Source organism: Pseudomonas sp. 2995-1 (assembly GCF_002742505.1).
Taxonomy (GTDB): Bacteria; Pseudomonadota; Gammaproteobacteria; order Pseudomonadales; family Pseudomonadaceae; genus Aquipseudomonas; species Aquipseudomonas sivasensis.
Genome location: NZ_LJSA01000332.1, coordinates 59,939 through 84,651, shown reverse-complemented (window position 1 = coordinate 84,651; position 24,713 = coordinate 59,939). Strand labels below are relative to the sequence as shown.

22 protein-coding genes are annotated in these 24,713 nt (G+C 60.6%); 12 read left to right on the top strand and 10 right to left on the bottom strand.

All coding sequences use genetic code 11. The annotated features are described in order from the left end of the window. Positions 1–105 precede the first annotated feature (105 nt). The 3 genes from AOA61_RS09340 to AOA61_RS09330 all read right to left on the bottom strand — a co-directional run bounded on the left by AOA61_RS09340 (position 106) and on the right by AOA61_RS09330 (position 3,638). The gene (locus AOA61_RS09340) at positions 106–2,004 is read right to left on the bottom strand and encodes a PhoX family phosphatase (RefSeq protein ID WP_099601646.1); all 1,899 of its coding nucleotides are present in this window, start codon (positions 2,002–2,004) and stop codon (positions 106–108) included. Positions 2,005–2,083: 79 nt separating this feature from the next. Next, the gene (locus AOA61_RS09335) at positions 2,084–2,848 is read right to left on the bottom strand and encodes a TOBE domain-containing protein (protein ID WP_099601645.1); all 765 of its coding nucleotides are present in this window, start codon (positions 2,846–2,848) and stop codon (positions 2,084–2,086) included. A gap of 52 nt (positions 2,849–2,900) precedes the next feature. Continuing rightward, positions 2,901–3,638 (bottom strand): ComF family protein, encoded by a 738-nt coding sequence (locus AOA61_RS09330; RefSeq protein WP_099601644.1) that lies wholly within the window; start codon positions 3,636–3,638, stop codon positions 2,901–2,903. Positions 3,639–3,730: 92 nt separating this feature from the next. Here AOA61_RS09330 and bioB point away from each other — a divergent pair, with 92 nt between their 5' ends. The 10 genes from bioB (at position 3,731) to AOA61_RS09280 (ending at position 16,026) form a co-directional block, all read left to right on the top strand. Then, positions 3,731–4,786, top strand: a complete 1,056-nt coding sequence (gene bioB / locus AOA61_RS09325; protein ID WP_032883922.1) for a biotin synthase BioB — start codon at positions 3,731–3,733, stop codon at positions 4,784–4,786. A 144-nt stretch (positions 4,787–4,930) separates the two neighbouring features. After that, a complete protein-coding gene (gene bioF / locus AOA61_RS09320) occupies positions 4,931–6,112 on the top strand; it encodes an 8-amino-7-oxononanoate synthase (protein WP_099601643.1) in 1,182 nt (393 codons plus the stop codon). Beyond that, the gene (locus AOA61_RS09315; RefSeq protein ID WP_032883920.1) at positions 6,105–6,836 is read left to right on the top strand and encodes an alpha/beta fold hydrolase; all 732 of its coding nucleotides are present in this window, start codon (positions 6,105–6,107) and stop codon (positions 6,834–6,836) included. The genes bioF and AOA61_RS09315 overlap by 8 nt, the downstream gene beginning before the upstream one ends. Beyond that, the gene (gene bioC / locus AOA61_RS09310) at positions 6,829–7,641 is read left to right on the top strand and encodes a malonyl-ACP O-methyltransferase BioC (protein ID WP_099601642.1); all 813 of its coding nucleotides are present in this window, start codon (positions 6,829–6,831) and stop codon (positions 7,639–7,641) included. Before AOA61_RS09315 ends, bioC begins: the two co-directional genes overlap by 8 nt. Then, positions 7,638–8,318, top strand: coding sequence for a dethiobiotin synthase (gene bioD, locus AOA61_RS09305; protein ID WP_032883918.1), 681 nt, complete (start codon positions 7,638–7,640; stop codon positions 8,316–8,318). Before bioC ends, bioD begins: the two co-directional genes overlap by 4 nt. Before the next feature lie 106 nt (positions 8,319–8,424). Next, a complete protein-coding gene (locus AOA61_RS09300) occupies positions 8,425–8,706 on the top strand; it encodes a hypothetical protein (protein ID WP_032883917.1) in 282 nt (93 codons plus the stop codon). A gap of 263 nt (positions 8,707–8,969) precedes the next feature. After that, positions 8,970–10,775, top strand: a complete 1,806-nt coding sequence (locus AOA61_RS09295) for a phenylacyl-CoA dehydrogenase (protein WP_032883916.1) — start codon at positions 8,970–8,972, stop codon at positions 10,773–10,775. A 200-nt stretch (positions 10,776–10,975) separates the two neighbouring features. After that, positions 10,976–12,265: a diguanylate cyclase gene (locus tag AOA61_RS09290; protein ID WP_099601641.1), complete on the top strand. Its 1,290-nt coding sequence runs from the start codon at positions 10,976–10,978 to the stop codon at positions 12,263–12,265. A 90-nt stretch (positions 12,266–12,355) separates the two neighbouring features. After that, the gene (locus tag AOA61_RS09285) at positions 12,356–14,125 is read left to right on the top strand and encodes an acyl-CoA dehydrogenase C-terminal domain-containing protein (RefSeq protein WP_095185057.1); all 1,770 of its coding nucleotides are present in this window, start codon (positions 12,356–12,358) and stop codon (positions 14,123–14,125) included. A gap of 122 nt (positions 14,126–14,247) precedes the next feature. Further along, positions 14,248–16,026 (top strand): acyl-CoA dehydrogenase C-terminal domain-containing protein, encoded by a 1,779-nt coding sequence (locus tag AOA61_RS09280; RefSeq protein WP_032883911.1) that lies wholly within the window; start codon positions 14,248–14,250, stop codon positions 16,024–16,026. A 226-nt stretch (positions 16,027–16,252) separates the two neighbouring features. Here AOA61_RS09280 and AOA61_RS09275 read toward each other — a convergent pair whose 3' ends face one another. Beyond that, entirely contained in the window at positions 16,253–17,152 is a 900-nt protein-coding gene (locus AOA61_RS09275; RefSeq protein WP_032883909.1) for a LysR family transcriptional regulator, read from the bottom strand. Between the two features lie 197 nt (positions 17,153–17,349). Here AOA61_RS09275 and AOA61_RS09270 point away from each other — a divergent pair, with 197 nt between their 5' ends. Both AOA61_RS09270 and AOA61_RS09265 read left to right on the top strand, forming a co-directional pair. Beyond that, the gene (locus tag AOA61_RS09270) at positions 17,350–18,615 is read left to right on the top strand and encodes an aspartate aminotransferase family protein (RefSeq protein ID WP_099601640.1); all 1,266 of its coding nucleotides are present in this window, start codon (positions 17,350–17,352) and stop codon (positions 18,613–18,615) included. A 182-nt stretch (positions 18,616–18,797) separates the two neighbouring features. After that, positions 18,798–18,956, top strand: coding sequence for a YqaE/Pmp3 family membrane protein (locus tag AOA61_RS09265; RefSeq protein WP_003194776.1), 159 nt, complete (start codon positions 18,798–18,800; stop codon positions 18,954–18,956). A 5-nt stretch (positions 18,957–18,961) separates the two neighbouring features. Here AOA61_RS09265 and pqqE read toward each other — a convergent pair whose 3' ends face one another. From pqqE to pqqF, 6 genes are all read right to left on the bottom strand, one after another. Continuing rightward, on the bottom strand, positions 18,962–20,113 hold the full coding sequence (gene pqqE, locus AOA61_RS09260; RefSeq protein ID WP_163033231.1) for a pyrroloquinoline quinone biosynthesis protein PqqE: 1,152 nt from the start codon (positions 20,111–20,113) through the stop codon (positions 18,962–18,964). After that, positions 20,085–20,360, bottom strand: coding sequence for a pyrroloquinoline quinone biosynthesis peptide chaperone PqqD (pqqD, locus tag AOA61_RS09255; protein ID WP_095185054.1), 276 nt, complete (start codon positions 20,358–20,360; stop codon positions 20,085–20,087). Before pqqD ends, pqqE begins: the two co-directional genes overlap by 29 nt. Next, on the bottom strand, positions 20,357–21,109 hold the full coding sequence (gene pqqC / locus AOA61_RS09250) for a pyrroloquinoline-quinone synthase PqqC (protein ID WP_099601639.1): 753 nt from the start codon (positions 21,107–21,109) through the stop codon (positions 20,357–20,359). Before pqqC ends, pqqD begins: the two co-directional genes overlap by 4 nt. Positions 21,110–21,120: 11 nt before the next feature. Next, positions 21,121–22,032: a pyrroloquinoline quinone biosynthesis protein PqqB gene (pqqB, locus tag AOA61_RS09245; RefSeq protein WP_032883902.1), complete on the bottom strand. Its 912-nt coding sequence runs from the start codon at positions 22,030–22,032 to the stop codon at positions 21,121–21,123. Positions 22,033–22,103: 71 nt separating this feature from the next. Then, positions 22,104–22,178: a pyrroloquinoline quinone precursor peptide PqqA gene (gene pqqA, locus AOA61_RS09240; protein WP_003194766.1), complete on the bottom strand. Its 75-nt coding sequence runs from the start codon at positions 22,176–22,178 to the stop codon at positions 22,104–22,106. A gap of 174 nt (positions 22,179–22,352) precedes the next feature. Then, positions 22,353–24,707 carry a pyrroloquinoline quinone biosynthesis protein PqqF gene (pqqF, locus tag AOA61_RS09235; RefSeq protein ID WP_099601638.1) on the bottom strand — a complete coding sequence of 785 codons (2,355 nt, stop codon included), beginning with the start codon at positions 24,705–24,707 and terminating at the stop codon, positions 22,353–22,355. Positions 24,708–24,713: the final 6 nt, after the last annotated feature.

The window sequence follows — 24,713 nt, the reverse complement described above, 5'->3', positions numbered from 1 at the left end:
CTGTGCCATTGTCATCGGGGGCAAGTGTCCTCCCACAGGTGACCGCGTTTATCCTGTAGGAATGCGGTCTGATGTGGGAGGACGCTTGCCCCCGATAGCGGTCTATCAGGCGCCGACAATCCCGCCATCATCTCGCCGAATCGCTATCACCGACGAACGCGGCTTGCCATTCGGCAGATGCTCCGGCCAAGTCGAGCCGCCGGTTTCCCCCGGATGCTGAATCCCCACAAACAACGTCTTCTGATCCGGTGAGAAGCTGATACCCGTCACTTCACACGCCACCGGCCCGACCATGAAGCGGCGGATTTCTCCGGTGACTGGGTCGGCGCAGAGCATCTGGTTGTTGCCCATCCCGGCAAAGTCGCCCGCGTTGCTGTAATCGCCATCGGTGAGGATCCACAGGCGTCCGGCCTTGTCGAAGCCCAGGCCGTCGGGGCTGTTGAACATGTTCTGCGGGTTGATGTTGGACGATCCGCCCTTGGGCTTGCCCGCGTGTACGCCGGGGTTGCCGGCGACCACAAACAAGTCCCAGCTGAAATCGGCCGCGCCGTGGTCATCGGCATTGGCTTTCCAGCGCAGGATCTGGCCGTAGACGTTCTTTTCCCGTGGGTTGGGGCCGCCTACCGGTTGGCCGTCTTCGCCGCGCTTGGCGTTGTTGGTCAGGGTGCAGTAAACCTGGCCATCGGTGGGGCTGACCACGATCCATTCCGGGCGGTCCATGCGCGTGGCTTTGACCACACTGGCGGCCAGGCGCGCGTGGATCAGCACTTCTGCCTGGTTGGCGAAACCGCTGCTGGCGTCGATACCGTTTTTTCCATGGGTCAACTCGACCCACTGGCCCTTGCCCTTGGGATGGTCGGCATCGCCGTTGCCCGCGTCGAAGATCGCCACGTACAAGGTGCCGTGGTCGAGCAAGTCCTTGTTGGCCTTGGGGTTCTTGTGGTTGATCTTGTCGCGGCTGACGAACTTGTAGATGAACTCACCGCGCTCGTCGTCGCCCATGTACACCACCGCGCGGCCGTCGCGGGTTTCAGCGAGGGCGGCGTTTTCGTGTTTGAAGCGGCCCAGCGCCGTGCGTTTGGCCGGGGTGGATTGCGGGTCGAATGGGTCGATTTCCACCACCCAGCCATGACGATTGAGTTCGTTGGGGTTCTTGGCCAAGTCGAAGCGTGGGTCGTGCTGGTGCCAGTTGATGTCTTTACTGGCGGCCACCACGCCGTAGCGTTTCTGTGCGGCGTCGAAAGTTTGTTGTGGGTTGCTGCTGCCGAAGCAGTCGGTGAAGTTTTCTTCACACGTCAGATAAGTGCCCCAGGGTGTCTTGCCGTTGGCGCAGTTCTGGAAGGTACCGAGGGCTTTCTTGCCGGATTTGTCGGCGCTGGTTTTCAGCCAGTCGTGGCCAGCAGCGGGGCCGCTCAGGCGGATTGGCGAGTTGCCGTGGATACGGCGGTTGTAACGCGAGTCCTGGACGAACTGCCAGGTGTCACCCTTGCGCCGCACTTCAATTACCGACACGCCTTCGCTGGCCAGGGCCTTGTGCACATCTTCCGCCGATTGCGGCGCGCCGCCGTGGGCGTAGAGATAGCGGTAATTGGTGTATTCGTTGTTGATCGCCATCAGCGCGCGGTTGTCGTCGCCGGGGAAGGCGAACAGGCTCATGCCATCGTTGTTGTCGCCGAATTGTTGTTCCTGGGCCTTGGCCGTGCCGTTGCCGGAAGGGTCGAAGGCCGGCGCGCTTTTGTGCAGCGGCTGCCCCCAACTGATCAGCACCGAGGCGCTGTAGCCCGGCGGCAAGGTGATGGTGTCGCTGGTGGCGGCAGCGATGCTGGCAAACCCCAGCAGCGGGCTGGCGGAAGCGGCGTTCACGGCCAGTGCGCTGCGGCTCAGGAGGTTGCCGCCCAGGAACATCGCGGCACCGCACAGGGCGCCGGCGCCGATGAAGCGGCGGCGGGTGAGGCCAACCATCTGTTCAAGGTCGGTGGCTTGGTTTTCTTCTAATAGGCTCATCTCAGGCTCCCTGCGGTTTTTGCAGACACCATAAGGAGCGGGTGTGACGAAGTTGTTGCAGTTTGAAGAACTCTGCGGCTCAGACCGGTGTGCCGAGCAGCACATGACTGGGGGCAAATTGCACTTGGATCGCCTGGCCTTCGGCGGCTTCCAGGGCGATGAGTACGTCGGGCTGCGCCAGGGCGCATAAAACCTGGCCATTGGGCAGGGCGATACGCACTTCGCTGGGACCGTCCTCGGCGTGGAGAATGGCGTCTAGCGTCCCGCTCATACAATTGTGTCCGAGTGTTACGGCGCCATCCGGTGCCAGCAATTCCAGCCAGCCAGCCTTGATCAGCGCGACGACTTCCACGCCGATCTCCAGCTCCAGCCGTTGTGTGCTGTCGTGGGTGATTTGCGCCGCGAGGGTCAATCCACCCGCGAGTTGCAAATGAATCAGGTCGTTGCGTCCATGGCTTTCAATTCTGATGACCAAGCCATGCAACTGGTTGCGCGCGCTGGTTCGCAGCATCAGACGGCCCAGCAGATTGAAGTCACTGGCGGCTTCGTCCGAGCCCAGCACCTCAGCCTGCAAGGCTTGCAGGCGTTGATAGAGGCGCAATACCCGTTCCCCTTCAGCCGTGAGCCTGGCGCCGCCGCCGCCTTTGCCGCCGACGCTGCGTTCTACCAGCGGTTTTTGCGCGAGGTTGTTCAGTTCATCAATGGCATCCCAAGCGGCCTTGTAACTCAAGCCAGCACTCTTGGCGGCGCGGGTGATGGAGCCCTGTTCGGCGATATGCCCCAGCAGGGCGATGCGTTGGGGGCGGCGGACGATGTGTTGGCTCAGTAAAGTCGGAAGAGACATGGGCATATGCTGTGTTGGGATGAGCGGACGTTGCGGCTGTGAGGCATGAGAGTCAAGTGCCGGGCTTGGGTGTGCGGGCCAGGCAGTACACGTCCACCTGTCGCGCGCCGGCGTTGATCAACAGCCGCGCCAGGCTGTGGGCGGTGGCGCCGGTGGTGAGCACGTCGTCCACCAGCGCCAGGTGGCGGCCTTGTACAAGGGCATCAGGGGGCAGGGCGAAGGCGTTGAGCAGGTTGCGTTTGCGCGCCTTGGCGTCGAGGGTCTGTTGCGCCATGGTTTCATGGGGGCGTAATAACAGGTGTTCATCGTAGGGGATATTCAGGTCGGCACTGAGCCAGCGCGCCAGCATCAGCGCCTGGTTATAACCACGCTCGCGCAAGCGCTGGCGGGCCATGGGTACCGGCAGCAGAACGTCTGGGCGGGTGAGTTCGTTGTTGTCGAAGCGATCCCGCAGGTGTTGCCCCAGCAAGTGCCCCAGTAGATGCCCGAGTGGCCAGCGCGCCTGGTGCTTGAAGCGACTGATCAAGGTGTCCACGGGAAAGCTGTAGGTCCAGGGGGCGATTACTTGTTTAAAGGCGGGGGGGTGTTTCACGCATTGGCCGCAGATCAAACCGTCCATTGCCAAGGGTAACGCGCAGGTCTGGCAGTGATCCATCAGCCAGGGCAGCTCGGTTTCGCAGACGTTGCACACACAATCGTCTGTTTCTGTGGCCTCATCGCAGATTAAACAGGTGCGTATGTTTTTTAACCAGATGTAAACTTCGTGTTTGTATCTTGGTTGACAGTGCATGAATCTTCCTTAAATATGCCGAGCATCCGTGTCGCGCCTGTGGGTATTGCCCTTCCCGCAGCGTTTGCCAAAGCATAATCAAGGAATCGCCCATGAGCGCCAGCATCACCGCCACCTTGCGTCACGATTGGTCCCTGGCTGAAGTCAAAGCACTGTTTGTGCAGCCGTTCAATGACCTGTTGTTCCAGGCGCAGACCGTACACCGTGCGCATTTCGACGCGAACCGTGTGCAGGTGTCGACGCTGCTGTCGATCAAAACCGGCGCCTGTCCGGAAGATTGCAAATATTGTCCGCAGTCGGGCCACTACAACACTGGCCTGGAAAAAGAAAAGCTGATGGAAGTGCAGAAGGTCCTCGAAGAGGCCGCCCGCGCCAAGGCCATCGGTTCGACGCGCTTCTGCATGGGCGCCGCCTGGAAACACCCGTCGGCCAAAGACATGCCGTACGTGCTGCAGATGGTCAAAGGCGTGAAGGCCATGGGCCTGGAAACCTGCATGACCCTCGGCCGTCTTGACCAGGACCAGACCGAAGCCCTGGCCCAGGCCGGCCTCGACTACTACAACCACAACCTGGACACCTCGCCGGAGTTCTACGGCAGCATCATCACCACCCGCACCTACAGCGAGCGCCTGCAAACCCTGGCCTATGTACGTGATTCGGGGATGAAGATCTGTTCCGGCGGCATCCTCGGCATGGGCGAGTCCCTCGACGACCGTGCCAACCTGCTGATCCAGTTGGCCAACCTGCCGGAGCATCCGGAATCGGTGCCGATCAACATGCTGGTGAAAGTGGCCGGTACGCCGCTGGAAAACGCCGAAGACATCGACCCGTTCGACTTCATCCGGATGCTCGCCGTGGCGCGCATCCTGATGCCTCAATCCCATGTTCGGCTGTCCGCCGGCCGTGAAGCCATGAACGAGCAGATGCAGGCCCTGGCGTTTTTCGCCGGCGCCAACTCGATTTTCTACGGCGACAAACTGCTGACCACCGCCAACCCGCAGGCCGACAAGGACATGCAACTGTTCTCGCGCCTGGGCATCCTGCCGGAAGCCCGTGAAGAGCACGCCGATGAAGTGCATCAAGCGGCGATTGAGCAGGCGTTGGTCGAGCAGAAGAGCAGCGAGCAGTTCTACAACGCTGTCGTCTGATTGAAATGAAAGGCCAATGTGGGAGGGGGCTTGCCCCCCTATGAGGGAGTGTCAGTCGATAAATAAAGTGACTGGCCCACCGCTATCAAGGGCAAGCCTCCTCCTACAATTTGATCGAGTTAATCCTGCTAGTCCGAGGCCTGCATGTCTTTTGATCTATCCGCGCGCCTCGCTGCCCGCCGTGCCGAACACCTTTACCGTCAGCGGCCACTGCTGCAGAGCCCCCAAGGTCCTGAAGTGGTGGTCGACGGCCAACCGTTGCTCGCCTTCTGCAATAACGACTACCTGGGCCTGGCCAATCATCCTCAAGTGATCGAAGCCTGGCGTGCTGGTGCGTCCCGTTGGGGCGTGGGCGGTGGCGCATCGCATTTGGTGGTCGGGCACGCCACGCCGCACCATGAACTGGAAGAGGCCCTGGCTGACTTGACCGCTCGCCCCCGTGCGCTGCTGTTTACCACGGGCTACATGGCCAATATGGGCGCAGTCACGGCGCTGGTGGGGCAGGGCGATACGGTGCTGCAAGATCGTCTCAATCACGCGTCCTTGCTGGATGCGGGCTTGCTGTCCGGTGCGCGGTTCAATCGCTACCTGCATAACGACGCCGCCAGCCTGGCCAAGCGCCTGGAGAAAGCCACCGGTAATACGTTGGTGGTCACCGATGGCGTGTTCAGCATGGACGGCGATTTGGCCGACTTGCCCGCGCTGGCCCGTGAAGCCAAGGCCAAAGGCGCCTGGCTGATGGTGGACGACGCCCATGGTTTCGGCCCGTTGGGGGCCAACGGCGCAGGGATCGTCGAGCATTTTGGCTTGAGTCAGGAAGACGTGCCGGTACTGGTCGGCACCCTGGGCAAAGCCTTCGGCACCGCCGGCGCGTTTGTGGCGGGCAGTGAAGAATTGATCGAAAGCCTGATCCAGTTCGCCCGGCCGTATATCTACACCACCAGCCAACCACCCGCGTTGGCCTGCGCCACGTTGAAAAGCCTGGAGCTGCTGCGCACCGAACATTGGCGGCGTGAACACCTCAATGGCCTGATCCGCCAGTTCCGGCAGGGCGCCGAGCAGCTCGGCCTGGACTTGATGCACAGCTTTACGCCGATCCAACCGATCCTGATTGGCGACAGCGCCAGAGCCGTGCGTTTGTCCCAGATGCTGCGCGAGCGCGGCTTGATGGTCACCGCGATCCGACCACCAACGGTACCCGTCGGCAGCGCCCGTTTGCGCGTGACATTGACGGCGGCCCACAGCGAGGCGCAGGTGCAGCTATTGTTAAACGCATTGGAAGAGTGTTTCCGCTTGCTAGGCGCCCTGGAGCCCGACCATGCGTGATCGACTGATATTGCTGCCCGGCTGGGGCCTCGGCGTATCGCCGCTGGAACCTTTGGCCGCCGCATTGCAAGGGCTGGACGAACATTTGCACGTACAGATCGAGCCGTTGCCGGTGCTGGACTCCAGCGATCTCGGCGAATGGCTGGATGAACTCGACGCCACATTGCCGGATAACGCCTGGCTCGGCGGCTGGTCCCTGGGCGGCATGCTGGCCTCGGAATTGGCGGCGCGACGTGGCGAACGCTGCTGCGGGTTGCTGACCCTGGCGAGCAATCCATGTTTTGTCGCCCACGAGGGTTGGCCGAGTGCGATGCCTGCGCAGACGTTCGATTCCTTCCTCGCCGGCTGCCACGCCGATTCCCAGGTCACCCTCAAGCGCTTCGGACTGTTGTGCGCCAAAGGTGCCGAAGACCCTCGCGGGCTGGCGCGTTTGTTGGTCAGCGGCGCGCCGCAGACGCTGTCCGGCGCGTTGATGACCGGTCTTGAACTGCTTGCGCAATTGGACACCCGCGAAGCCTTGCTGGCCTATCGCGGCCCGCAGTTGCATCTGTTTGCCGGTATGGACGGGTTGGTGCCTGCCGAAGCCGCCAGCGACCTGCTGACGCTGCTCCCCGATGTTGAAATCGGTCTGATTGAACAGGCCGGTCACGCTTTTCTTCTGGAGGATCCCCACGGAGTAGCGGGGGCCATCCAGGCTTTTTTGCATGAGTGCGTTGATGACTGATTTATCCCACCCCCCTCTGCCGGGTGCCTTGCCGGACAAGCGCCAGGTAGCGGCGTCATTTTCCCGTGCGGCGGCCAGTTACGACAGCGTCGCCGAGCTGCAGCGAGCGGTGGGGCATGAACTGCTGTCGCGCCTGCCGTCAGCGTGCGCGCCACGACGTTGGCTGGATATGGGATGCGGCACTGGGTATTTCAGTCGCGTGCTGGGTGAGTTATTGCCGGCCAGCGAGGGCGTGGCGCTGGATATCGCTGAAGGCATGCTCAACCATGCGCGGCCTTTAGGCGGCGCGGCGCATTTCATCGCGGGAGATGCCGAGCGTTTGCCCGTGCACGATGCAAGCTGCGGGCTGATCTTCTCCAGCCTTGCGGTGCAATGGTGTGCCAACTTCGATGCAGTGCTCAGCGAGGCCCATCGCGTGCTGCAACCGGGCGGGGTATTGGCCTTTGCCAGTTTGTGTGTGGGTACATTGGATGAACTGCGCGAAAGTTGGCGCGCCGCCGATGGCCTGGTGCACGTCAATCGCTTCCGTACCTTCGAGGCTTACCAGCAACTGTGTGCGGCCAGCGGCCTGCGTGTGGTCAGCCTGGAGCGCCAGCCCCATGTGCTGCATTACCCGGATGTGCGCAGTCTGACCCATGAATTGAAGGCTCTTGGTGCCCACAATCTCAACCCCGGACGCCCCGGAGGGCTGACGGGCCGCGCGCGGATTGTTGCACTGGTCGAGGCTTATGAGCGATTCCGCCAGTCCCAAGGCCTGCCGGCGACTTATCAAGTGGTGTACGCCGTACTGGAGAAACCTCTATGAACGCCGCTTATTTCATTACGGGCACCGACACCGATGTCGGTAAGACCACCATCGCCGCCGGCCTCCTGCATGCAGCCGGCCAAGCCGGCAAAAGCACCGCCGCTGGTAAACCTGTCGCCTCCGGTTGCGCAGTAACCCCCGAGGGCCTGCGCAATGCCGATGCACTGGCGCTGCTGGCCGAATGTTCATTGCCGTTGAGTTATGCCGAGGTCAATCCGGTGGCTTTCGAGCCCGCCATCGCCCCGCACTTGGCTGCAAGGGAGGCAGGGGTTTCGCTGACGGTGCAATCGCTGCTCAAGCCCATGCAGCAGATTCTGGCGCGGCAAGCGGATTTCACCTTGATCGAGGGCGCAGGTGGCTGGCGCGTGCCGTTGGCTGACCAGGCCAATCTGTCGGACCTGGCCATCGGGCTCAAACTGCCGGTGATCTTGGTGGTAGGCGTGCGCCTGGGCTGTATCAGCCATGCTTTGCTCACCGCCGAAGCCATCGCAAGGGATGGTCTGTCGCTGGCGGGCTGGGTGGCGAACATCATCGATCCCAAGACCTCCCGTCTGGAAGAAAACCTCGCCACCCTGGCCGAACGGCTGCCTGCTCCGTGCCTGGGTCGAGTGCCGAAACTCAAGCACGCCAGCGCCGAAGCCGTGGCGCAATACTTACAGTTGGACTTGCTTGACTGATTTTGGCTATCGCTAAGGCATTATGCCATTAGTGTTTTTGACGGGCGTTTTGCCAGGTTCTCTGCTTCAATCAACATTCACGATTCTCTCAAGGCAGGCTTAAGCCATGGAAATCTCTGGAAGCAGCGCGTTTTATTCGGGCCTGAACACCATTCAGTCCGGGCAGAGCCGTGTCGACCAGGCCGCTGGCAAGATCGCCAGCGCAGCCACCAGCCAACCTTCCGATGCCCAGAATGATCGCTTGCAGGCGATCAACCGTGGCCAGCCGACCGATTCTGCCAGCAATATGGTGGAACTGGCAGAAGGCAAGTTTCAGGTGGAGCTGGGCGTCAAAGTCGCCAAGGCTTCCGACGAAATGCTCGGCACCTTGATCGACACCTACGCCTGATCTGCTGGCGCTTGAAATGTGAGAGGGGCTCGTCCCCCTCCCACATTTGTCCTGTTTTATTCTGATCCCTCTCTACACTCTCCCCGATGTGGCATCTCGCCTCAGGCCTTGTTGCGCCTGGGTTGACGTGCGTCATGACAGACGGCATCTGCCCGACGCTTGACATCCCTAGGTCGTAAACGTATGTTTCAAACACCTGTTTGACCGCCACAACACATCCACGCGGTTGTTCATTCCAGCTACATCAGCAGAGGTTTATCGCTATGCCTGACTACAAGGCCCCCTTGCGTGATATTCGCTTCGTTCGTGACGAACTGCTCGGTTATGAAGCGCACTATCAGAGTCTGCCGGCTTGCCAGGACGCTACTCCGGACATGGTCGACGCCATTCTTGAAGAAGGCGCCAAGTTCTGTGAACAAGTGCTGGCACCGTTGAACCGAGTGGGCGACATCGAAGGGTGCACCTGGAGTGAGTCAGGCGTTAAGACGCCGACGGGTTTCAAAGAAGCCTACAAGCAATTCGTCGAAGGCGGCTGGCCTAGCCTGGCCCACGACGTGGAGCACGGCGGCCAAGGCCTGCCGGAATCCCTGGGTCTGGCCGTGAGCGAAATGGTCGGCGAAGCCAACTGGTCGTGGGGCATGTACCCAGGCCTGTCCCATGGTGCGATGAACACCATCTCCGAGCACGGCACCCCCGAGCAGCAAGAGGCCTACCTGACCAAGCTGGTATCGGGCGAATGGACCGGCACCATGTGCCTGACCGAGCCACACTGCGGCACCGACCTGGGCATGCTGCGCACTAAGGCCGAGCCTCAGGCCGACGGCTCCTACAAAGTCTCCGGTACCAAGATCTTCATCTCGGCCGGTGAACACGACATGGCCGACAACATCGTCCACATCGTATTGGCCCGCCTGCCGGACGCACCGGCCGGCACTAAAGGCATCTCGCTGTTTATCGTGCCCAAGTTCATGCCTAACGCCGACGGTTCGGTGGGTGAGCGCAACGCGGTGACCTGTGGTTCCCTGGAACACAAGATGGGTATCCACGGCAACGCCACCTGCGTGATGAACTTCGACGCGGCCACCGGTTTCCTGATCGGCCCGGCGAACAAAGGCCTGAACTGCATGTTCACCTTTATGAACACCGCTCGCCTGGGCACCGCGCTGCAAGGCCTGGCCCATGCCGAGATCGGCTTCCAGGGCGGCCTGAAATACGCCCGCGATCGCCTGCAAATGCGCTCCCTCACCGGCCCGAAAGCACCGGACAAGGCCGCTGACCCGATCATCGTGCACCCAGACGTGCGCCGCATGTTGCTGACCATGAAAGCCTTCGCCGAAGGCAATCGCGCAATGGTGTACTTCACTGCCAAGCAAGTGGATATCGTCAAGTACGGCACCGATGACGAAGCCAAGAAACAGGCCGATGGCCTGCTGGCTTTCATGACGCCAATCGCCAAGGCATTCATGACCGAAGTTGGTTTTGAATCGGCCAACCATGGCGTGCAGATCTACGGCGGTCACGGCTTCATCGCCGAGTGGGGCATGGAGCAGAACGTGCGCGACAGCCGCATTTCGATGCTGTACGAAGGCACCACCGGTATCCAGGCGCTGGACCTGCTCGGCCGTAAAGTGCTGATGACCCAAGGCGAGGCGCTCAAGGGCTTCACGAAGATCGTGCACAAGTTCTGCCAGGCCAATGAAGGTAACGCGGCCGTTCAGGAGTTCGTTACACCGCTGGCTGCACTGAACAAAGAGTGGGGCGAGTTGACCATGAAGGTCGGCATGGCCGCGATGAAAGACCGTGAGGAAGTCGGTGCCGCTTCGGTGGATTACCTGATGTATTCCGGTTACGCCTGCCTGGCTTACTTCTGGGCCGACATGGCACGCCTGGCGGCCGAAAAACTGGCTGCCGGCACGACTGAAGAGGCGTTCTACACCGCCAAGTTGCAGACTGCGCGCTTCTACTTCCAACGCATTCTGCCGCGTACTTTGGCGCACAAAGCCACCATGCTGTCGGGCGCCAACAACCTGATGGACATGAAAGAGGAAGACTTCGGCCTGGCTTACTAAGCCTCACCGGGTTTCCCTGAACCGCCGCTTCCCTTGGAAGCGGCGGTTTTTTATGGGCGATAAAAAACACAGCGCAGCGCTCAGGGATTGTCGCCGCCTGCCGTTACAGTGATGGCAATGTGATACGTGACAGGCAGGGTGTGCTTAACTGTCCGCGCTAAGGCACATAGCCATCATTTTTGCGGGTCGGAGTTCTACCCTTGTCACGCGTGTCCGCTGTTCGTTTCAGTCATTTCCTCCCTTCGTTGCTGCTCTTGCTGGCCGGGCTCTCGGCTGCGTACGTCAAGGACCTCAACGTCTTCTTCACGTCACTGTTCAATGTGTTGCCAACCTTGGTGCTGTTGCTCGGCGGTTCGTACTGCGCTGTGTATCGGCGCCAGCGTGAGCTGTTTTTGATGATCACGGTGTACATCGCCTACTTCCTGCTCGATACCCAGACCGATTTCTATCGCGACAACGGCCGCGTGCGCGAAGACGCTGCCGTGGTGTTTCATCTGTGTTGCCTGTTGTTGCCGCTGCTGTTCAGCATCTACGCGCTGTGGCAGGAGAAAACCCACCTGTTCCGCGACTTCGTGGCCCGTTGCGCTGTGGTACTGGCGATAGGCAGCGTGGCGCTGGCCCTGGAGCAAAGTTATCCCCAAGCGGTGCTGAACTGGCTGGCGGAGATTCGCTGGCCGGCGCTGCACGGGACCTGGATGAGCCTGATCCAGTTGTCGTATCCGATGTTCCTGATCGGTTTTCTCACCCTCGCCGCCCAATACTGGTACCAGCCGCGCCCGCTGCACGCGGCGCAATTGGTGGGGTTGCTGGGGCTGTTCTGGATGCTGCCGAAAACCTTCATCCTGCCGTTCACCCTGAACATCATGTGCAGCCAGGTGATGTTGATGATCGCGGCCGGCGTGGCCCATGAGGCCTATCAAATGGCGTTCCGCGATGAGCTGACCGGCCTGCCGGGACGCCGCGCCCTCAACGAGCGCATGCAGCGGCTGGGGCGCAACTATGTGTTGGCGATGACCGACGTCGACCACTTCAAACGGTTCAATGACACCCATGGTCACGATGTGGGTGACCAAGTGCTGCGCCTGGTGGCGAGCAAGTTGTCCAAGGTCAATGGCGGTGGACGCGCCTACCGCTACGGCGGTGAAGAGTTCGCCGTGGTGTTTGCCGGCAAAACCCTGGATGAGTGCATGCCGCACCTAGAGGAAATCCGCGAAATTATCGCCAACTATGACATTAAGCTGCGCAACGCGGACCGTCCCCAGGATGATCAACAAGGCCGTCAGCGCCGGGCGGGCAGCGGCGCGACGAGTGTGTCGGTGACGGTCAGTATCGGCGTGGCCGAACGCCAGGCCGAGCAGCGCAGCTCAGAAGAAGTCCTCAAGTCCGCCGACCAGGCGCTGTATGCGGCCAAGGGCGCCGGGCGTAACTGCGTGATTGCCGCCGGGCAGACGCGCCGTGGCGCGGTGCGTATGGACAGCGCTGCCGGTTAAGTAATGGCGGTGTATTCAGCGGTTCTACAGTGATTGTTTGCGACGCTGGCCAGCAGTAGGTTGAGACCATCTGCTGCCGGAGACATGACCATGCCTGAGTACAAAGCTCCCCTGCGCGACATGCGCTTTCTGATCGACAACGTATTTGATTTCCACGGTCACTACGCCACGCTGGGCGCAACCGACGCCAGCCCGGACATGGTCAGCGCTATCCTCGAAGAGGGCGCCAAATTCTGCGAGAACGTGCTCTCGCCCCTCAACCGCAGCGGTGATGAAGAGGGCTGCCATTTCGACAATGGCGTCGTGACCACGCCCAAGGGCTTCAAGGAAGCCTTCGCCCAATACGTCGAAGGCGGTTGGCACGGTGTGGCGTCGGATCCGGCCTACGGCGGCCAGGGCTTGCCGCAATCGTTGGGCCTGGTGCTCAGCGAGATGATCGGCTCCAGCAACACCTCATGGGGCATGTATCCGGGCCTGACTCACGGCGCGATGTCGGCGATCCACGCCCACGGGACGGAAGAGCAGAAGGCCACGTTCCTGGGCAAACTTACCGCAGGCGAATGGACCGGCACCATGTGCCTCACCGAAGCCCATTGCGGCACCGACCTGGGCCTGATCAAGACCCGCGCCGTGCCCCAGGCCGATGGCAGCTATGCGATCACCGGCAGCAAGATCTTCATCTCAGCCGGTGAGCACGACATGAGCGCCAACATCATCCACCTGGTGTTGGCCAAACTGCCGGATGCACCCGCGGGCACCAAAGGTATCTCGCTGTTTATCGTGCCCAAGTTCCACGCTGACTCCGGCGAACGCAACGCGGTGCACTGCGGCTCCATCGAGCACAAGATGGGCATCAAGGCTTCGGCCACCTGCGTGCTGAACTTCGACGGCGCCAAGGGCTTTTTGATTGGAGAGGCCAACAAAGGCCTCAACTGCATGTTCACCATGATGAACCACGCGCGGCTGGGTACCGGCATGCAGGGCCTGTGCAACGGCGAGGCGAGCTTCCAGGGCGCGATCAAATACGCCAACGACCGCCTGCAAATGCGCTCCCTGACTGGCGCCAAGGCTCCGAACAAAGCCGCCGACCCGATCATCGTGCACCCCGATGTGCGTCGTATGCTGCTGACCATGAAAGCCTTCAACGAAGGCAATCGCGCGCTGACCTACTTCACCGCGCAATTACTCGACACTGCACACCTGAGCAGCGACGCCGCTCAACGCCAGGAAGCCGAAGACCTGCTGGCGTTCCTCACGCCGATCTGCAAAGCCTTTATGACCGACACCGGGCTGGAAGTGACCAACCACGGCATGCAGGTATTTGGCGGCCATGGCTATATCCGCGAATGGGGCATGGAGCAGTTGGCTCGCGATGCGCGGATTGCGCCGATCTATGAAGGCACCAACGGCATTCAGGCACTCGACCTGCTGGGGCGCAAGGTGCTGGGCAGCCAGGGCAAGTTGCTGCGCGGGTTTACCAAGATTGTGCATAAGTTCTGCGCCGCGAATGCCGAACATCCGCAGTTCAAGGCCTATGTGGCGCAGCTCAATCAGTTGAACCAGGAGTGGGGCGAGTTGACCACCCAGGTCGGCATGGCCGCGATGAAAAATCCCGACGAAGTGGGCGCCGCTGCCGTGGATTACTTGATGTACAGCGGTTACATCGTCCTTGCCTACCTGTGGCTGCGCATGGCGATCGCGGCGCAGGCCCATGACGATGTCGAGTTTGCCAAGGCCAAGCTGGCCACGTGCGAGTTCTACTTCAAGCGTCTGCTGCCGCGTACCACAACCCACCGCGCCGCTGTGCAAGCGGGCAGCGAATGCCTGATGAGTCTGCCAGCGGAGGCATTTGCACTGTAGTGACTTAAAAATACCAATCAGTCACAAGTGGACCCTATGTGTCTGAAAAGTTGTTCGGGTACACTCGGAGCCTGTAAAACCGATCCTATCGAATCACTTTTCCCGTTCTCACGAGGTTTGCCATGGCTGATTACAAAGCGCCGCTGCGTGATATGCGCTTCGTCCTCAACGAAGTTTTTGAGGTCGCCAATACATGGGCCCAATTGCCGGCATTGGCAGACAGCGTTGACGCCGAAACTGTCGAGGCGATCCTCGAGGAAGCCGGCAAAGTCACCGCCAAATCCATCGCCCCGCTGAGTCGCGGTGGCGATGAGCAAGGCTGCCGCTGGGATAACACCGCGGTGTTTACCCCGGACGGTTATCCACAGGCCTACAAAACCTACGCTGAAGGCGGCTGGGTCGGTGTCGGCGGCGATCCGGTGTTTGGCGGTATGGGCATGCCCAAGGCGGTGTCGGCCCAGGTTGAAGAGATGATCAACTCGTCGAGCCTGGCGTTTGGCCTGTATCCGATGTTGACGTCTGGCGCGTGCGTATCGATCAACACCCACGCCAGCGAAGAGCTCAAGGCTGCCTACCTGCCGAAGATGTATTCCGGTGAATGGGCCGGTTCCATGTGCCTGACCGAGGCCCATGCCGGCACAGACTTGGGGATTATCCGGACCAAGGCCGAGCCTCAGACGGACGGCTCCTACAAAATCAGCGGGACCAAGATCTTTATCACCGGTGGCGAGCACGACCTCACCGAAAACATTATCCATCTGGTCTTGGCCAAGCTGCCGGATGCGCCGGCCGGGCCTAAGGGGATCTCGCTGTTCCTGGTGCCAAAGTTCATGGTCAATGCCGACGGCAGCCTCGGCGCGCGCAACCTGGTGAGCTGTGGTTCCATTGAACACAAGATGGGTATCCAGGCGTCCGCTACTTGCGTGATGAACTTCGACGAAGCCGTGGGTTACTTGGTGGGCGAGCCTAACCGTGGGCTGGCGGCGATGTTCACCATGATGAACTACGAGCGTCTGGGTGTGGGTATCCAGGGCCTGGCGTCCGGCGAGCGTTCCTATCAGAACGCGATTGAGTATGCGCGTGATCGTCTGCAAAGCCGCTCACCGACAGGCGCTCAGGCGAAAGACAAAGCCGCTGACCCGATCATCGTCCATCCGGACGTGCGCCGCATGCTGCTGACCATGAAAGCTGCGAACGAAGGCGGCCGCGCGTTCTCCACCTACGTGGCAACGCAGCTGGATATCGCAAAGTTCAGCGAAGACGCCGCAGCCCGTGAGCGTGCGGATAACCTGGTGGCATTGCTGACGCCGGTGGCCAAAGCGTTCCTCAGCGACCTGGGCCTGGAAACCACGGTGCTCGGCCAGCAGGTGTTTGGTGGCCACGGCTACATCCGCGAGTGGGGCCAAGAGCAACTAGTGCGTGATGTGCGCATCACCCAGATCTACGAAGGCACCAACGGCATTCAGGCCCTGGACTTGATGGGGCGCAAGATCGTGGGCAGCGGCGGGGCGTTCTACACCTTGTTTGCCGACGAGATCCGCCAGTTCATTGCTCACTCGAACGCCGACCTGGCTGAGTTCACCAAACCGCTGAGTGCGGCGGTGGACAACCTCGATGAGTTGACGGCCTGGGTGCTGGATCGCGCCAAGACCAACCCGAACGAAATCGGTGCGGCCTCAGTGGAGTATTTGCATGCGTTTGGATACATGGCCTACGCCTACATGTGGGCGCGTATGGCCAAGGCCGCGTTGGGCAAAGAGGCTGAAGAAGACTTCTACGCCAGCAAGCTGGGGACCGCGCGCTTCTACTTTGCGCGCCTGCTGCCGCGTATTCACTCGCTGAGTGCGTCGGTAAAGGCCGGTAGCGAATCACTGTTTTTGATGGATGAGGCACTGTTTTAAGGGGGGCGATGGCGTGTAAGCATTCTCTTACATGACGTGCTGCTATTCGTCCTCTATCGCCAAATTGGATCCACGGATAATCTACTTCACATGGACGTCGCGCAGGAAGCGCAAAGAAACAACACGGACACGTAGGATTCTGCCAGGACGGCGGAGTGAAATGGATGTCAGGGAAACAGTCTGCAAAGCCCCGCTTCGGCGGGGTTTTCTTTTGCCCGCGAAAAAGTCAGGCCGGCGCCTGCGGGGCATTCATCACGTCTTCAAGCAAGGTGCGCAGCAGCGCCACTGTTGCTTGCTGGCGCTGCACGTCACGGCACACCAAGCCTACTTTCAGCGGCACCCTCGGTTCACTCAAGGGTTTCCACAGCAGCATCTGGCTGTTGTGTTCGTCCTGGGAGCGCCCCGGCAGCACCGTTGCCAGTTTGGTATGGGGCAGGCTGTCGAGAATCCCCACCATGGTGTTGAGCTCAGCCTGGACTTGTGGCCGTCGCCCAAGGTTGGCGAGTTGGCCCTGCCAGATCTGCCTGATTTGAAACTCTTCCCCCAGCAACAACATCGGCAACTCGGCCGCCTGTTTCAGCGAGACTTTCTTGAATTCGCGCAGGGGATGATCGTCCGGAATGACCACTTTCAACTCATCTTCATACAGCAGCACGCCATGTAATCCCGGCTGACGGGGTGGCAGGTAACTGATGCCGATGTCCAGCGAACCATTGAGCAGGCGCCGTTCAATCTCAAGCCCGGTCAATTCGTAAATCTGCACCACCAGATGCGGCTGGGCCTTGCGTACGCGCTCAAGCATCTGCGGCACCAGGCTGGTGTGCACGGTTTGCAGCACGCCGATAGCCAAGGTGCGCAGGGCCTGACCCTTGAAGTTGCGCAGCGCTTCGACGGCTTGCTGCATGCCATCTATCAACGGCAACGCGTGGTTGTACAGCGTGTGAGCGGCCAGGGTTGGCAGTAGACGTTTGCTGCTGCGCTCGAACAGGCTCACATCCAGGTTCTGCTCCAGTTGGCGAATCTGTTGCGACAACGCTGGTTGGGAAATCGACAGACGTTCGGCGGCACGGCCTACATGGCCCTCTTCATACACCGCGACGAAATAACGCAGTTGCTTGAAATCCATAAGTCTTTCTTATCGAAAAAGCTGAAAAATCGAAATGGCTGTTAGCCCTTTAGGCGCCTAGTCTAGCGCCTATTCGCAGGGCTTACAGGGCCAGATCAGGCAATGAACAGTGTTTGTGTTGATAGCGTTTACATAGGCAACTCAAAAAATTCACAGGCAGTCTTCGCGGCTTGCTCGGTTGCTATCGGGGGGGATCTGTGAACTTGTTCTCTATTCGCCGCCCCGCGCCTAGCCTGGACGATTTGGTCTTGGATACGCAGCACGATGATCCGTCCAGCGAATCCTTGATGCCCACGGTGGCGAGGCCGCCGCAAGTCTTCGTGCGTGGCCAGGGTTCCTGGTTGTGGGACAGCGACGACCGCGCTTACCTGGACTTCAGCCAAGGCAATGGCGCCAATAGCCTCGGCCATAGCCCCCAGGTGTTGATCAAAGCGCTGAGTGACCAGACCCAAGCGTTGATCAACCCCGGCGTGGGTCTGCATAACCGTGCCCAACTCAACCTCGTCGACCGTTTGTGTCACCGTACCGGCAGCGACCAGGCTTATCTGCTCAACAGTGGCGCGGAAGCCTGTGAAGCGGCGATCAAGCTGGCGCGCAAATGGGGTCAGCTGCATCGTGGTGGCGCGTACCGCATCATCAGTGCCAGCAACGGTTGCCATGGCCGCAGTTTCGCGGCGCTGGCTGCATCGGCCGGTACTTTGGAAAACCGTTTCGAACCGCAATTGCCTGGTTTCAGCCATGTGCCTTTCAACGACCTGCCGGCGCTGCACGCTGCTGTCGATGCTCAAACCGTAGCCATCATGCTCGAACCGATCCAGGGTGCCGGCGTAACCCCTGCGACGGAGCGCTACCTCAAGGGCGTTGAGCGCTTGTGCCGTGAACTGGGGATCCTGCTGATCCTTGACGAAGTGCAGACAGGCCTCGGTCGTTATGGCACGTTGCTGGCTGAACAACAGTACGGTGTACGCGCTGACATCATCACCCTCGGCAAAGGTCTGGGCGGCGGCGTGCCCCTGGCGGCGCTGCTGGCGCGTGGCAAGGCGTGTTGTTTCGAAGTAGGCGAATTGGAAGGCACGCATCACGGCAATGCGTTGATGGCGTCAGCCGGCGCGGCGGTGCTCGATACGGTGCTGGAGCATGGCTTTCTTGAGCATGTGCGCGAGTCCGGCTTTTATCTTGGCGAAGGCCTCACTCGTCTGGCCTATCGCTACGACCACGGCCAACTGCGCGGCCAGGGCCTGATGTGGGGGCTGACGTTGTCGGATGATTCTGCCGATGCTGTAGTAAGCGCCGCACTGCAAGAAGGCCTGATCCTCAACGCCCCGCAACCTGACTGCCTACGCTTCACGCCAGCGCTGACGGTGAGCAAAAGCAACATTGACGAAATGCTCCTGCGCCTTGCTCGCGCGTTCTCCCGCGTGCGTACCGCACAGCTGCAATGCCGCAAGGGCATCGCTGTTTAATCCCATTTTTCTGAACCGTCTCGCGGTATACGCGGCGCCTCCAGCCTGATTCTTTTGGCTGGGGGCGTTTTTTTGCCTGCTCGTTACAGGATGGCTCAATGCCAGAATTCACTGAACCCTCACGAATGGCAAAGGTCGATTAGCTACACGGCTCGCACGAGCCGATTTTTTGGAGCTGACCCATGGACATCATTCGTATCATCATCGCCATTCTGCTGCCGCCACTGGGTGTGTTTCTGCAAGTAGGCTTCGGCGGCGCGTTCTGGCTGAATATTCTGCTGACGTTGTGCGGTTACTTCCCTGGGATCATCCACGCGGTGTACATCATCGCCAAGCGCTGAGGCTGTTAGCCTTTTGCGATGAGCCGTGAATTGCGCTCATTGCGAAAGGCCAGTTGCTCGATGGTCTGGGTGGCGTGTTCGGCCTCTTCCCGCGCTTGCAGGATGATGCCGTGCTGCTCGGACTTGCTGCACACTGGGTCGGCATTGCTCGCATCCCCCGTGAGCATGAAGGCCTGGCAACGGCAGCCGCCGAAGTCCTTTTCCTTCTCGTCGCATGAGCGGCATGGCTCTGGCATCCAGTCGTAGCCGCGAAAGCGGTTGAAGCCAAACGAGTCGTACCAGATGTGTTGCATGCTGTGGTCGCGCACATTCGGAAACTGCACCGGCATCTGTCGGGCGCCGTGGCAGGGCAGGGCGGTGCCGTCTGGCGTGACGGTCAGAAAGATGCTGCCCCAGCCGTTCATGCAGGCTTTCGGGCGTTCTTCGTAGTAATCCGGCGTGACGAAGATCAGCTTGCACGGATGACCTTCGGCTTCGAGCTTGGCGCGGTATTCGTTGGTGATGCGTTCGGCGCGCACCAACTGCTCCTTGGTTGGCAACAGCCCAACACGATTGAGCTGCGCCCAGCCGTAGAACTGGCACGTCGCGAGCTCAACAAAGTCCGCTTCCAGCGCGATGCACAGCTCGATGATGCGGTCGATCTTGTCGATATTGTGCCGATGGGTGACGAAGTTCAGCACCATCGGATAGCCGTGGGCTTTCACCGCACGAGCCATTTCCAATTTTTGCGCGAAGGCTTTTTTCGAGCCGGCCAGCAGGTTATTTACCTGTTCGTCGCTGGCCTGGAAGCTGATCTGGATATGGTCCAGGCCGGCCTTCTTGAAATCGCTGATCTTCTGCTCGGTGAGGCCGATGCCGGAAGTGATCAGGTTGGTGTAGAACCCCAGTTTGCGCGCCTCGGCGATCAACTCGGCCAAGTCCTGACGCACCAGCGGTTCACCGCCGGAAAAGCCTAACTGCGCGGCGCCCATTTCCCGGGCTTCGCGAAATACCTTGATCCACTGCTCGGTGCTCAGTTCCTTGCCCTGCTCGGCAAAGTCCAGCGGGTTGGAGCAATACGGGCACTGCAGCGGGCAGCGGTAAGTCAGCTCGGCCAGCAGCCACAGCGGCAGGCCAATGGCCGGCTTTTCAGGCAAGGGTGATCCAGTGCTCAGCACGGGCGACCTCCATGAATTGCTCGATGTCGTCACCGAGCTCAGGCACACCTGGGAATTGTTTATCCAACTCGGCGATGATTGCGGCCACGTCGCGCTCGCCGTCGATCAAACCGCCGATCAACGCGGCGCTGTCATTGAGCTTGATCATGCCCTCAGGGTAGAGCAGCACATGGCCCTTTTGCGCAGGCTCGTACTGGTAGCGATAACCCTGGCGCCAGGTCGGTGTTCTGCTGCGATCAAAGCTCATAGGGTGATCCCTTTATGCCAGACCCGCTGCTCGGTCACGCTGTGATACGGCGGGCGTTTGAGTTCGTAGGCCATGCTCATGGCATCCAGCATGCTCCACAGGATGTCCAGTTTGAACTGGAGAATTTCCAGCATGCGCTCCTGGCCTTCGCGGGTGGTGTAGTGCTGCAGCGTGATCGCCAGGCCGTGCTCCACATCGCGACGGGCCTGACCCAAGCGAGTGCGGAAATATTCGTAGCCGGTTGGGTCGATCCACGGGTAATGCTGCGGCCAACTGTCGAGGCGCGACTGGTGGATCTGCGGCGCGAACAGTTCGGTCAACGAGCTGCTGGCGGCCTCCTGCCAACTGGCGCGACGGGCGAAGTTGACGTAGGCGTCCACCGCAAACCGTACGCCGGGCAGCACCAATTCCTGGGAGCGCAGTTGGTCCGGGTCGAGGCCGACTGCCTCGCCCAGGCGAAGCCAGGCTTCGATACCGCCGTCCTCACCGGGAGCACCATCGTGGTCGAGCAAGCGCTGGATCCACTCGCGACGGATCTCGCGGTCCGGGCAGTTGGCCAGAATCGCGGCGTCCTTCAGGGGAATGTTCACTTGATAGTAGAAGCGGTTGGCGACCCAGCCCTGGATTTGTTCGCGGCTGGCACGGCCTTCGTACATCGCCACATGGTAAGGGTGATGGATATGGTAGAAGGCGCCCTTGGCGCGCAAGGCGGCTTCGAATTCGGCGGTAGTCAACGGTGTGTCAGTCATGTCGTCTGCTCCTACAATTCAATGCTCATGCCGTCGTAAGCCACTTCGACATTGCGCCGCACCAGCTCCGCCCGCTCGGGAGAATCTTCATCGAGGATCGGGTTGGTGTTGTTGATGTGGATAAGCACCTTGCGCTGCTCCGGCAGTTGCTCCAGCACTTCCAACATGCCGCCGGGGCCGTTTTGCGCCAGGTGGCCCATCTCGCGACCGGTGCGGGTACCGACGCCACGGCGCTGCATTTCATCGTCGTCCCACATCGTGCCGTCTACCAGCAGGCAGTCGCTGCCGGCCATGATCTCCAACAGTGGCGCGTCGACTTTGCCCAGGCCCGGGGCGTAGAACAGTTTGCCGCCGGTGCGCAGGTCTTCAACGATCAGGCCAATGTTATCGCCGGGGTGCGGGTCGAAACGGTGCGGCGAGTAAGGCGGCGCAGCGCTGCGCAGTGGCAATGGAGTGAAGCGCAGATTCGGGCAGGCCGGGATGGTGAAGCTGGCGTCCAGTTCGATGCGGTTCCAGGCCAGACCGCCGTTCCAGTGGGTGAGCATGGTGAACAGCGGGAAGCCGGTGCTCAGGTCTTCATGGACCATGTCAGTGCACCACACCTGGTGCGGGCAGCCTTCGCGCAGGCTCAAGAGGCCCGTGGTGTGGTCGATTTGGCTGTCCATCAGGATGATCGCACTGATGCCGGTGTCGCGCAGGGCACGGCCCGGTTGCATCGGCGCAAAGCCTTGCAGCTGTGCGCGAATATCCGGGGAGGCATTGCACAGCACCCAATTCACACCATCGTCGGAGATCGCGATGGACGACTGGGTACGTGCCTGGGCCCGCAGGCTGCCATCACGAAAACCTGCGCAGTTCACGCAGTTGCAGTTCCACTGCGGGAAACCACCGCCGGCGGCGGAACCTAGAATCTGGACGAACATGGTTACTCCATCACGCAAAGCTCAAAACAAAAACGCCCCGGGCGAACCGAGGCGTTGTATTACCCAGCGGATTAACGGCTGGCGAAGTACATGGTGACTTCGAAACCGATGCGCAGATCAGTGTAAGCAGGTTTGGACCAAGTCATATTCTTACTCCTACGAAGTGATGGGACGTTTACTACCAAGTAATACATATAGTCCACCTCCAGTCGGAGATGTTCAGATGTGTGCGTAGGAATGTTACTCAATTCTTGTCAGGTTAGCGCTGTCTTGGTGGAAAAAGCCTGTTGCAGGGTTGGCAATGATCAGCCTGCTGGCGTTCAGGCGCTCAACGTCTCCGGGCCGTTGGCTACGTAGCGCCAGCCACCTAGGGCGTCATTCAATTGCTGGGCGGCCCGCAGCAGGTCTTCACGGCTAACGCTGTGGATCAGTTGCTGAATGTGCGTGAGATAACCCGACGGATGGCCGGCCAAGTGTGCGTGCCACAGCAGCTCGGCAGCTTGGGCGACCGGCAACGCCTGAGGTGAAAATTGTTGAGCCAGGGCAAGGTTGCCCAGATCTTCGAAACTGCCGACCAACGCTGGCAGTTGGGCCAGGAAAGTTTCCAGGTGTTCAACGATGCCTTCCAGGGACACGCTGGGAGACTGCACGCCAAACAACAGGCCGGTTTGCCCGTTTATCTGTCGGACTGCGCTGAATACTGCGTAGCCCAACTGCAGCTCAACCCGCAGGCGTTGGTAGAAAGGAGCTTGGAGCAGGTGTCCAAGCAGTCGCCACGACGCTTCATCGGCCAGGGATTGGCTTGGGGTCGGGCAAAACAGCAGCAAGGCGGCTTCGGTGGAGCTGGTTTTTATCTCATGCCACACGCGTTGACCACTGAGGTTTTGCATTGTTTGTTCGATGTGGGCAGGTTGCCCAGGCAGAAGGGCGGCGGCCGCTTTGATCAACGCTTGAGTTGCGATGGGTAAACCCAGGCCCAGGCCATGCCAGCGTGCGGTCGCCCAGGATGGAGGCTGCTCGTGGGGGTCGACATTACCAGCGGCGCAGCACGAGGGCAGCGCCTTGAGCAACGCTCGGATTGGGATCATGGGCGGTGGCGCGATGACAGCTTCTTGCGGCTGATTCAGGCTTTGCGCCAAGACCTCCAGCACGGCCGGCATGGGCTCGTGCAGGCCGGTCATCTTCACCAGCCAGTCACTACCGGTGGCTTCAAAGGACACTTCAACACCCGCCTGACCTGCATTTTCAAGCAAGGGCTGCAAGCTGCTTTCCACCCCGGCAGCAACTGGCGAGCCAAACCGCCATTGCAGGTACAGCGCGCCTTCGTCGCTGTCATCCGCCAAGGCCTGGCTGAATGTTAGCGCCGCTACCTCCCGGCGACCCCGCGAGCGATCCTGGGCAAAGGTTCGCAGCCCTCGGTGGGCGCTGGTTTGGCCGCGGATCAGGCCTGCGCGCTCTTGCTTGACCGGTGGGCGCAGGAACGGATTGTTCGATGGGAGTTGCCAGCGATGTTCGGCGGGCGGTAGTTGCAGTGATTCAAGTAGGGTCTTGAGCGCGACGATGCCTTGTTCACCCAGATCGTCGCTGTCGTTTCGGGCCAATGCCAGGGCGCCCTGGATCTGTTGTTGTCGCACGTTCAGCAGCGCGAACTCTTCGCGCAGCGGAGTCCAGTCGCTGTGTGAGAAAAAGCTCAGCCAGTCGTGCAACAGTGCCTCAATGTGTGTCGCCGGTTTGTCTGCGGTACCGAGCGTAAAGTCGATATCCAGCACTGCTTGTCCGGCCGCGTGGTACAGCACTGACGCCTGCAGTGCGCTGACCAATTGCCGTGCTTTCAACTCAGCGAGCAGCCCGCCCGGTGCAGAGGCGTTTAGCCAAGTGCAGAGGAAATCCAGTGCTTCGCGGGGTACGTCACAGGTGATGACGTGGTGCAGGTGTCCGCCTTCGGTGTGCTGATACCGCCGAGCCTGGCCTTGCATCAGGGCCGGTGGCGACGCCTGCGGATGTTGCGGGCCAGAGACCAGTTGCACACTGAACTGCTGCGCCAGGGCTTCCAGCTCTTGCAGCGACTGCGGACCGGCAAGGCTCAAAGTCATCTGCCCGCTCTGATAGAAATGTGTGTGGAATTCCCGCAAGGCTTGTTGAAACGCCTCGCGCTCCACCGGCAGGCTGTCGCGGTTGCCGGCATGAAAACCACGCAACGGATGATCCGCCGCCAAGCCTTCGAACAGCGCCACCTGTTGCTGAGCCTTGGCATCTTGAGACCAGGCGACAAACTCTGCGTGCAGCACTTCGCGCTCGCGCAGTTGATCCTCCAGCGTCAGGCGCGGATGGGTCAGCATGTCGGCCAGCCGTTCAAGTCCCTCTGCAAAGGTCGGAACGGGCAGTTCAAAGAAGAAGTCTGTGGTGCGTTCGCGGGTGCTGGCATTCACTTGGCCACCGTGACGTTGTACGTAGGCCATCAACCCTTCACCGCTGGGAAACCGCTCGGTGCCGAGAAACAACAAATGCTCAAGAAAATGCGCCAGACCCGGCCAAGCCAACGGTACGTCATGGCTGCCGGCAGCCACCCTTAACGCTGCGGCGCAACGCTTCAAACGTGGCGCATGGCGCAGGCAAACCCGCAGGCCGTTGGCCAGGGTCAAATGAACGGGATAAGGGTGGGCCGGGACAGGCATGGGCAC

Bases quoted from the DNA above. Each gene is read 5' to 3' on its own strand.
- AOA61_RS09340 (WP_099601646.1), bottom strand. From the start codon at position 2,004: ATGAGCCTATTAGAAGAAAACCAAGCCACCGACCTTGAACAGATGGTT.
- AOA61_RS09335 (WP_099601645.1), bottom strand. From the start codon at position 2,848: ATGTCTCTTCCGACTTTACTGAGCCAACACATCGTCCGCCGCCCCCAA.
- AOA61_RS09330 (WP_099601644.1), bottom strand. From the start codon at position 3,638: ATGCACTGTCAACCAAGATACAAACACGAAGTTTACATCTGGTTAAAA.
- bioB (WP_032883922.1), top strand. From the start codon at position 3,731: ATGAGCGCCAGCATCACCGCCACCTTGCGTCACGATTGGTCCCTGGCT.
- bioF (WP_099601643.1), top strand. From the start codon at position 4,931: ATGTCTTTTGATCTATCCGCGCGCCTCGCTGCCCGCCGTGCCGAACAC.
- AOA61_RS09315 (WP_032883920.1), top strand. From the start codon at position 6,105: ATGCGTGATCGACTGATATTGCTGCCCGGCTGGGGCCTCGGCGTATCG.
- bioC (WP_099601642.1), top strand. From the start codon at position 6,829: ATGACTGATTTATCCCACCCCCCTCTGCCGGGTGCCTTGCCGGACAAG.
- bioD (WP_032883918.1), top strand. From the start codon at position 7,638: ATGAACGCCGCTTATTTCATTACGGGCACCGACACCGATGTCGGTAAG.
- AOA61_RS09300 (WP_032883917.1), top strand. From the start codon at position 8,425: ATGGAAATCTCTGGAAGCAGCGCGTTTTATTCGGGCCTGAACACCATT.
- AOA61_RS09295 (WP_032883916.1), top strand. From the start codon at position 8,970: ATGCCTGACTACAAGGCCCCCTTGCGTGATATTCGCTTCGTTCGTGAC.
- AOA61_RS09285 (WP_095185057.1), top strand. From the start codon at position 12,356: ATGCCTGAGTACAAAGCTCCCCTGCGCGACATGCGCTTTCTGATCGAC.
- AOA61_RS09280 (WP_032883911.1), top strand. From the start codon at position 14,248: ATGGCTGATTACAAAGCGCCGCTGCGTGATATGCGCTTCGTCCTCAAC.
- AOA61_RS09275 (WP_032883909.1), bottom strand. From the start codon at position 17,152: ATGGATTTCAAGCAACTGCGTTATTTCGTCGCGGTGTATGAAGAGGGC.
- AOA61_RS09265 (WP_003194776.1), top strand. From the start codon at position 18,798: ATGGACATCATTCGTATCATCATCGCCATTCTGCTGCCGCCACTGGGT.
- pqqD (WP_095185054.1), bottom strand. From the start codon at position 20,360: ATGAGCTTTGATCGCAGCAGAACACCGACCTGGCGCCAGGGTTATCGC.
- pqqC (WP_099601639.1), bottom strand. From the start codon at position 21,109: ATGACTGACACACCGTTGACTACCGCCGAATTCGAAGCCGCCTTGCGC.
- pqqB (WP_032883902.1), bottom strand. From the start codon at position 22,032: ATGTTCGTCCAGATTCTAGGTTCCGCCGCCGGCGGTGGTTTCCCGCAG.
- pqqF (WP_099601638.1), bottom strand. From the start codon at position 24,707: ATGCCTGTCCCGGCCCACCCTTATCCCGTTCATTTGACCCTGGCCAAC.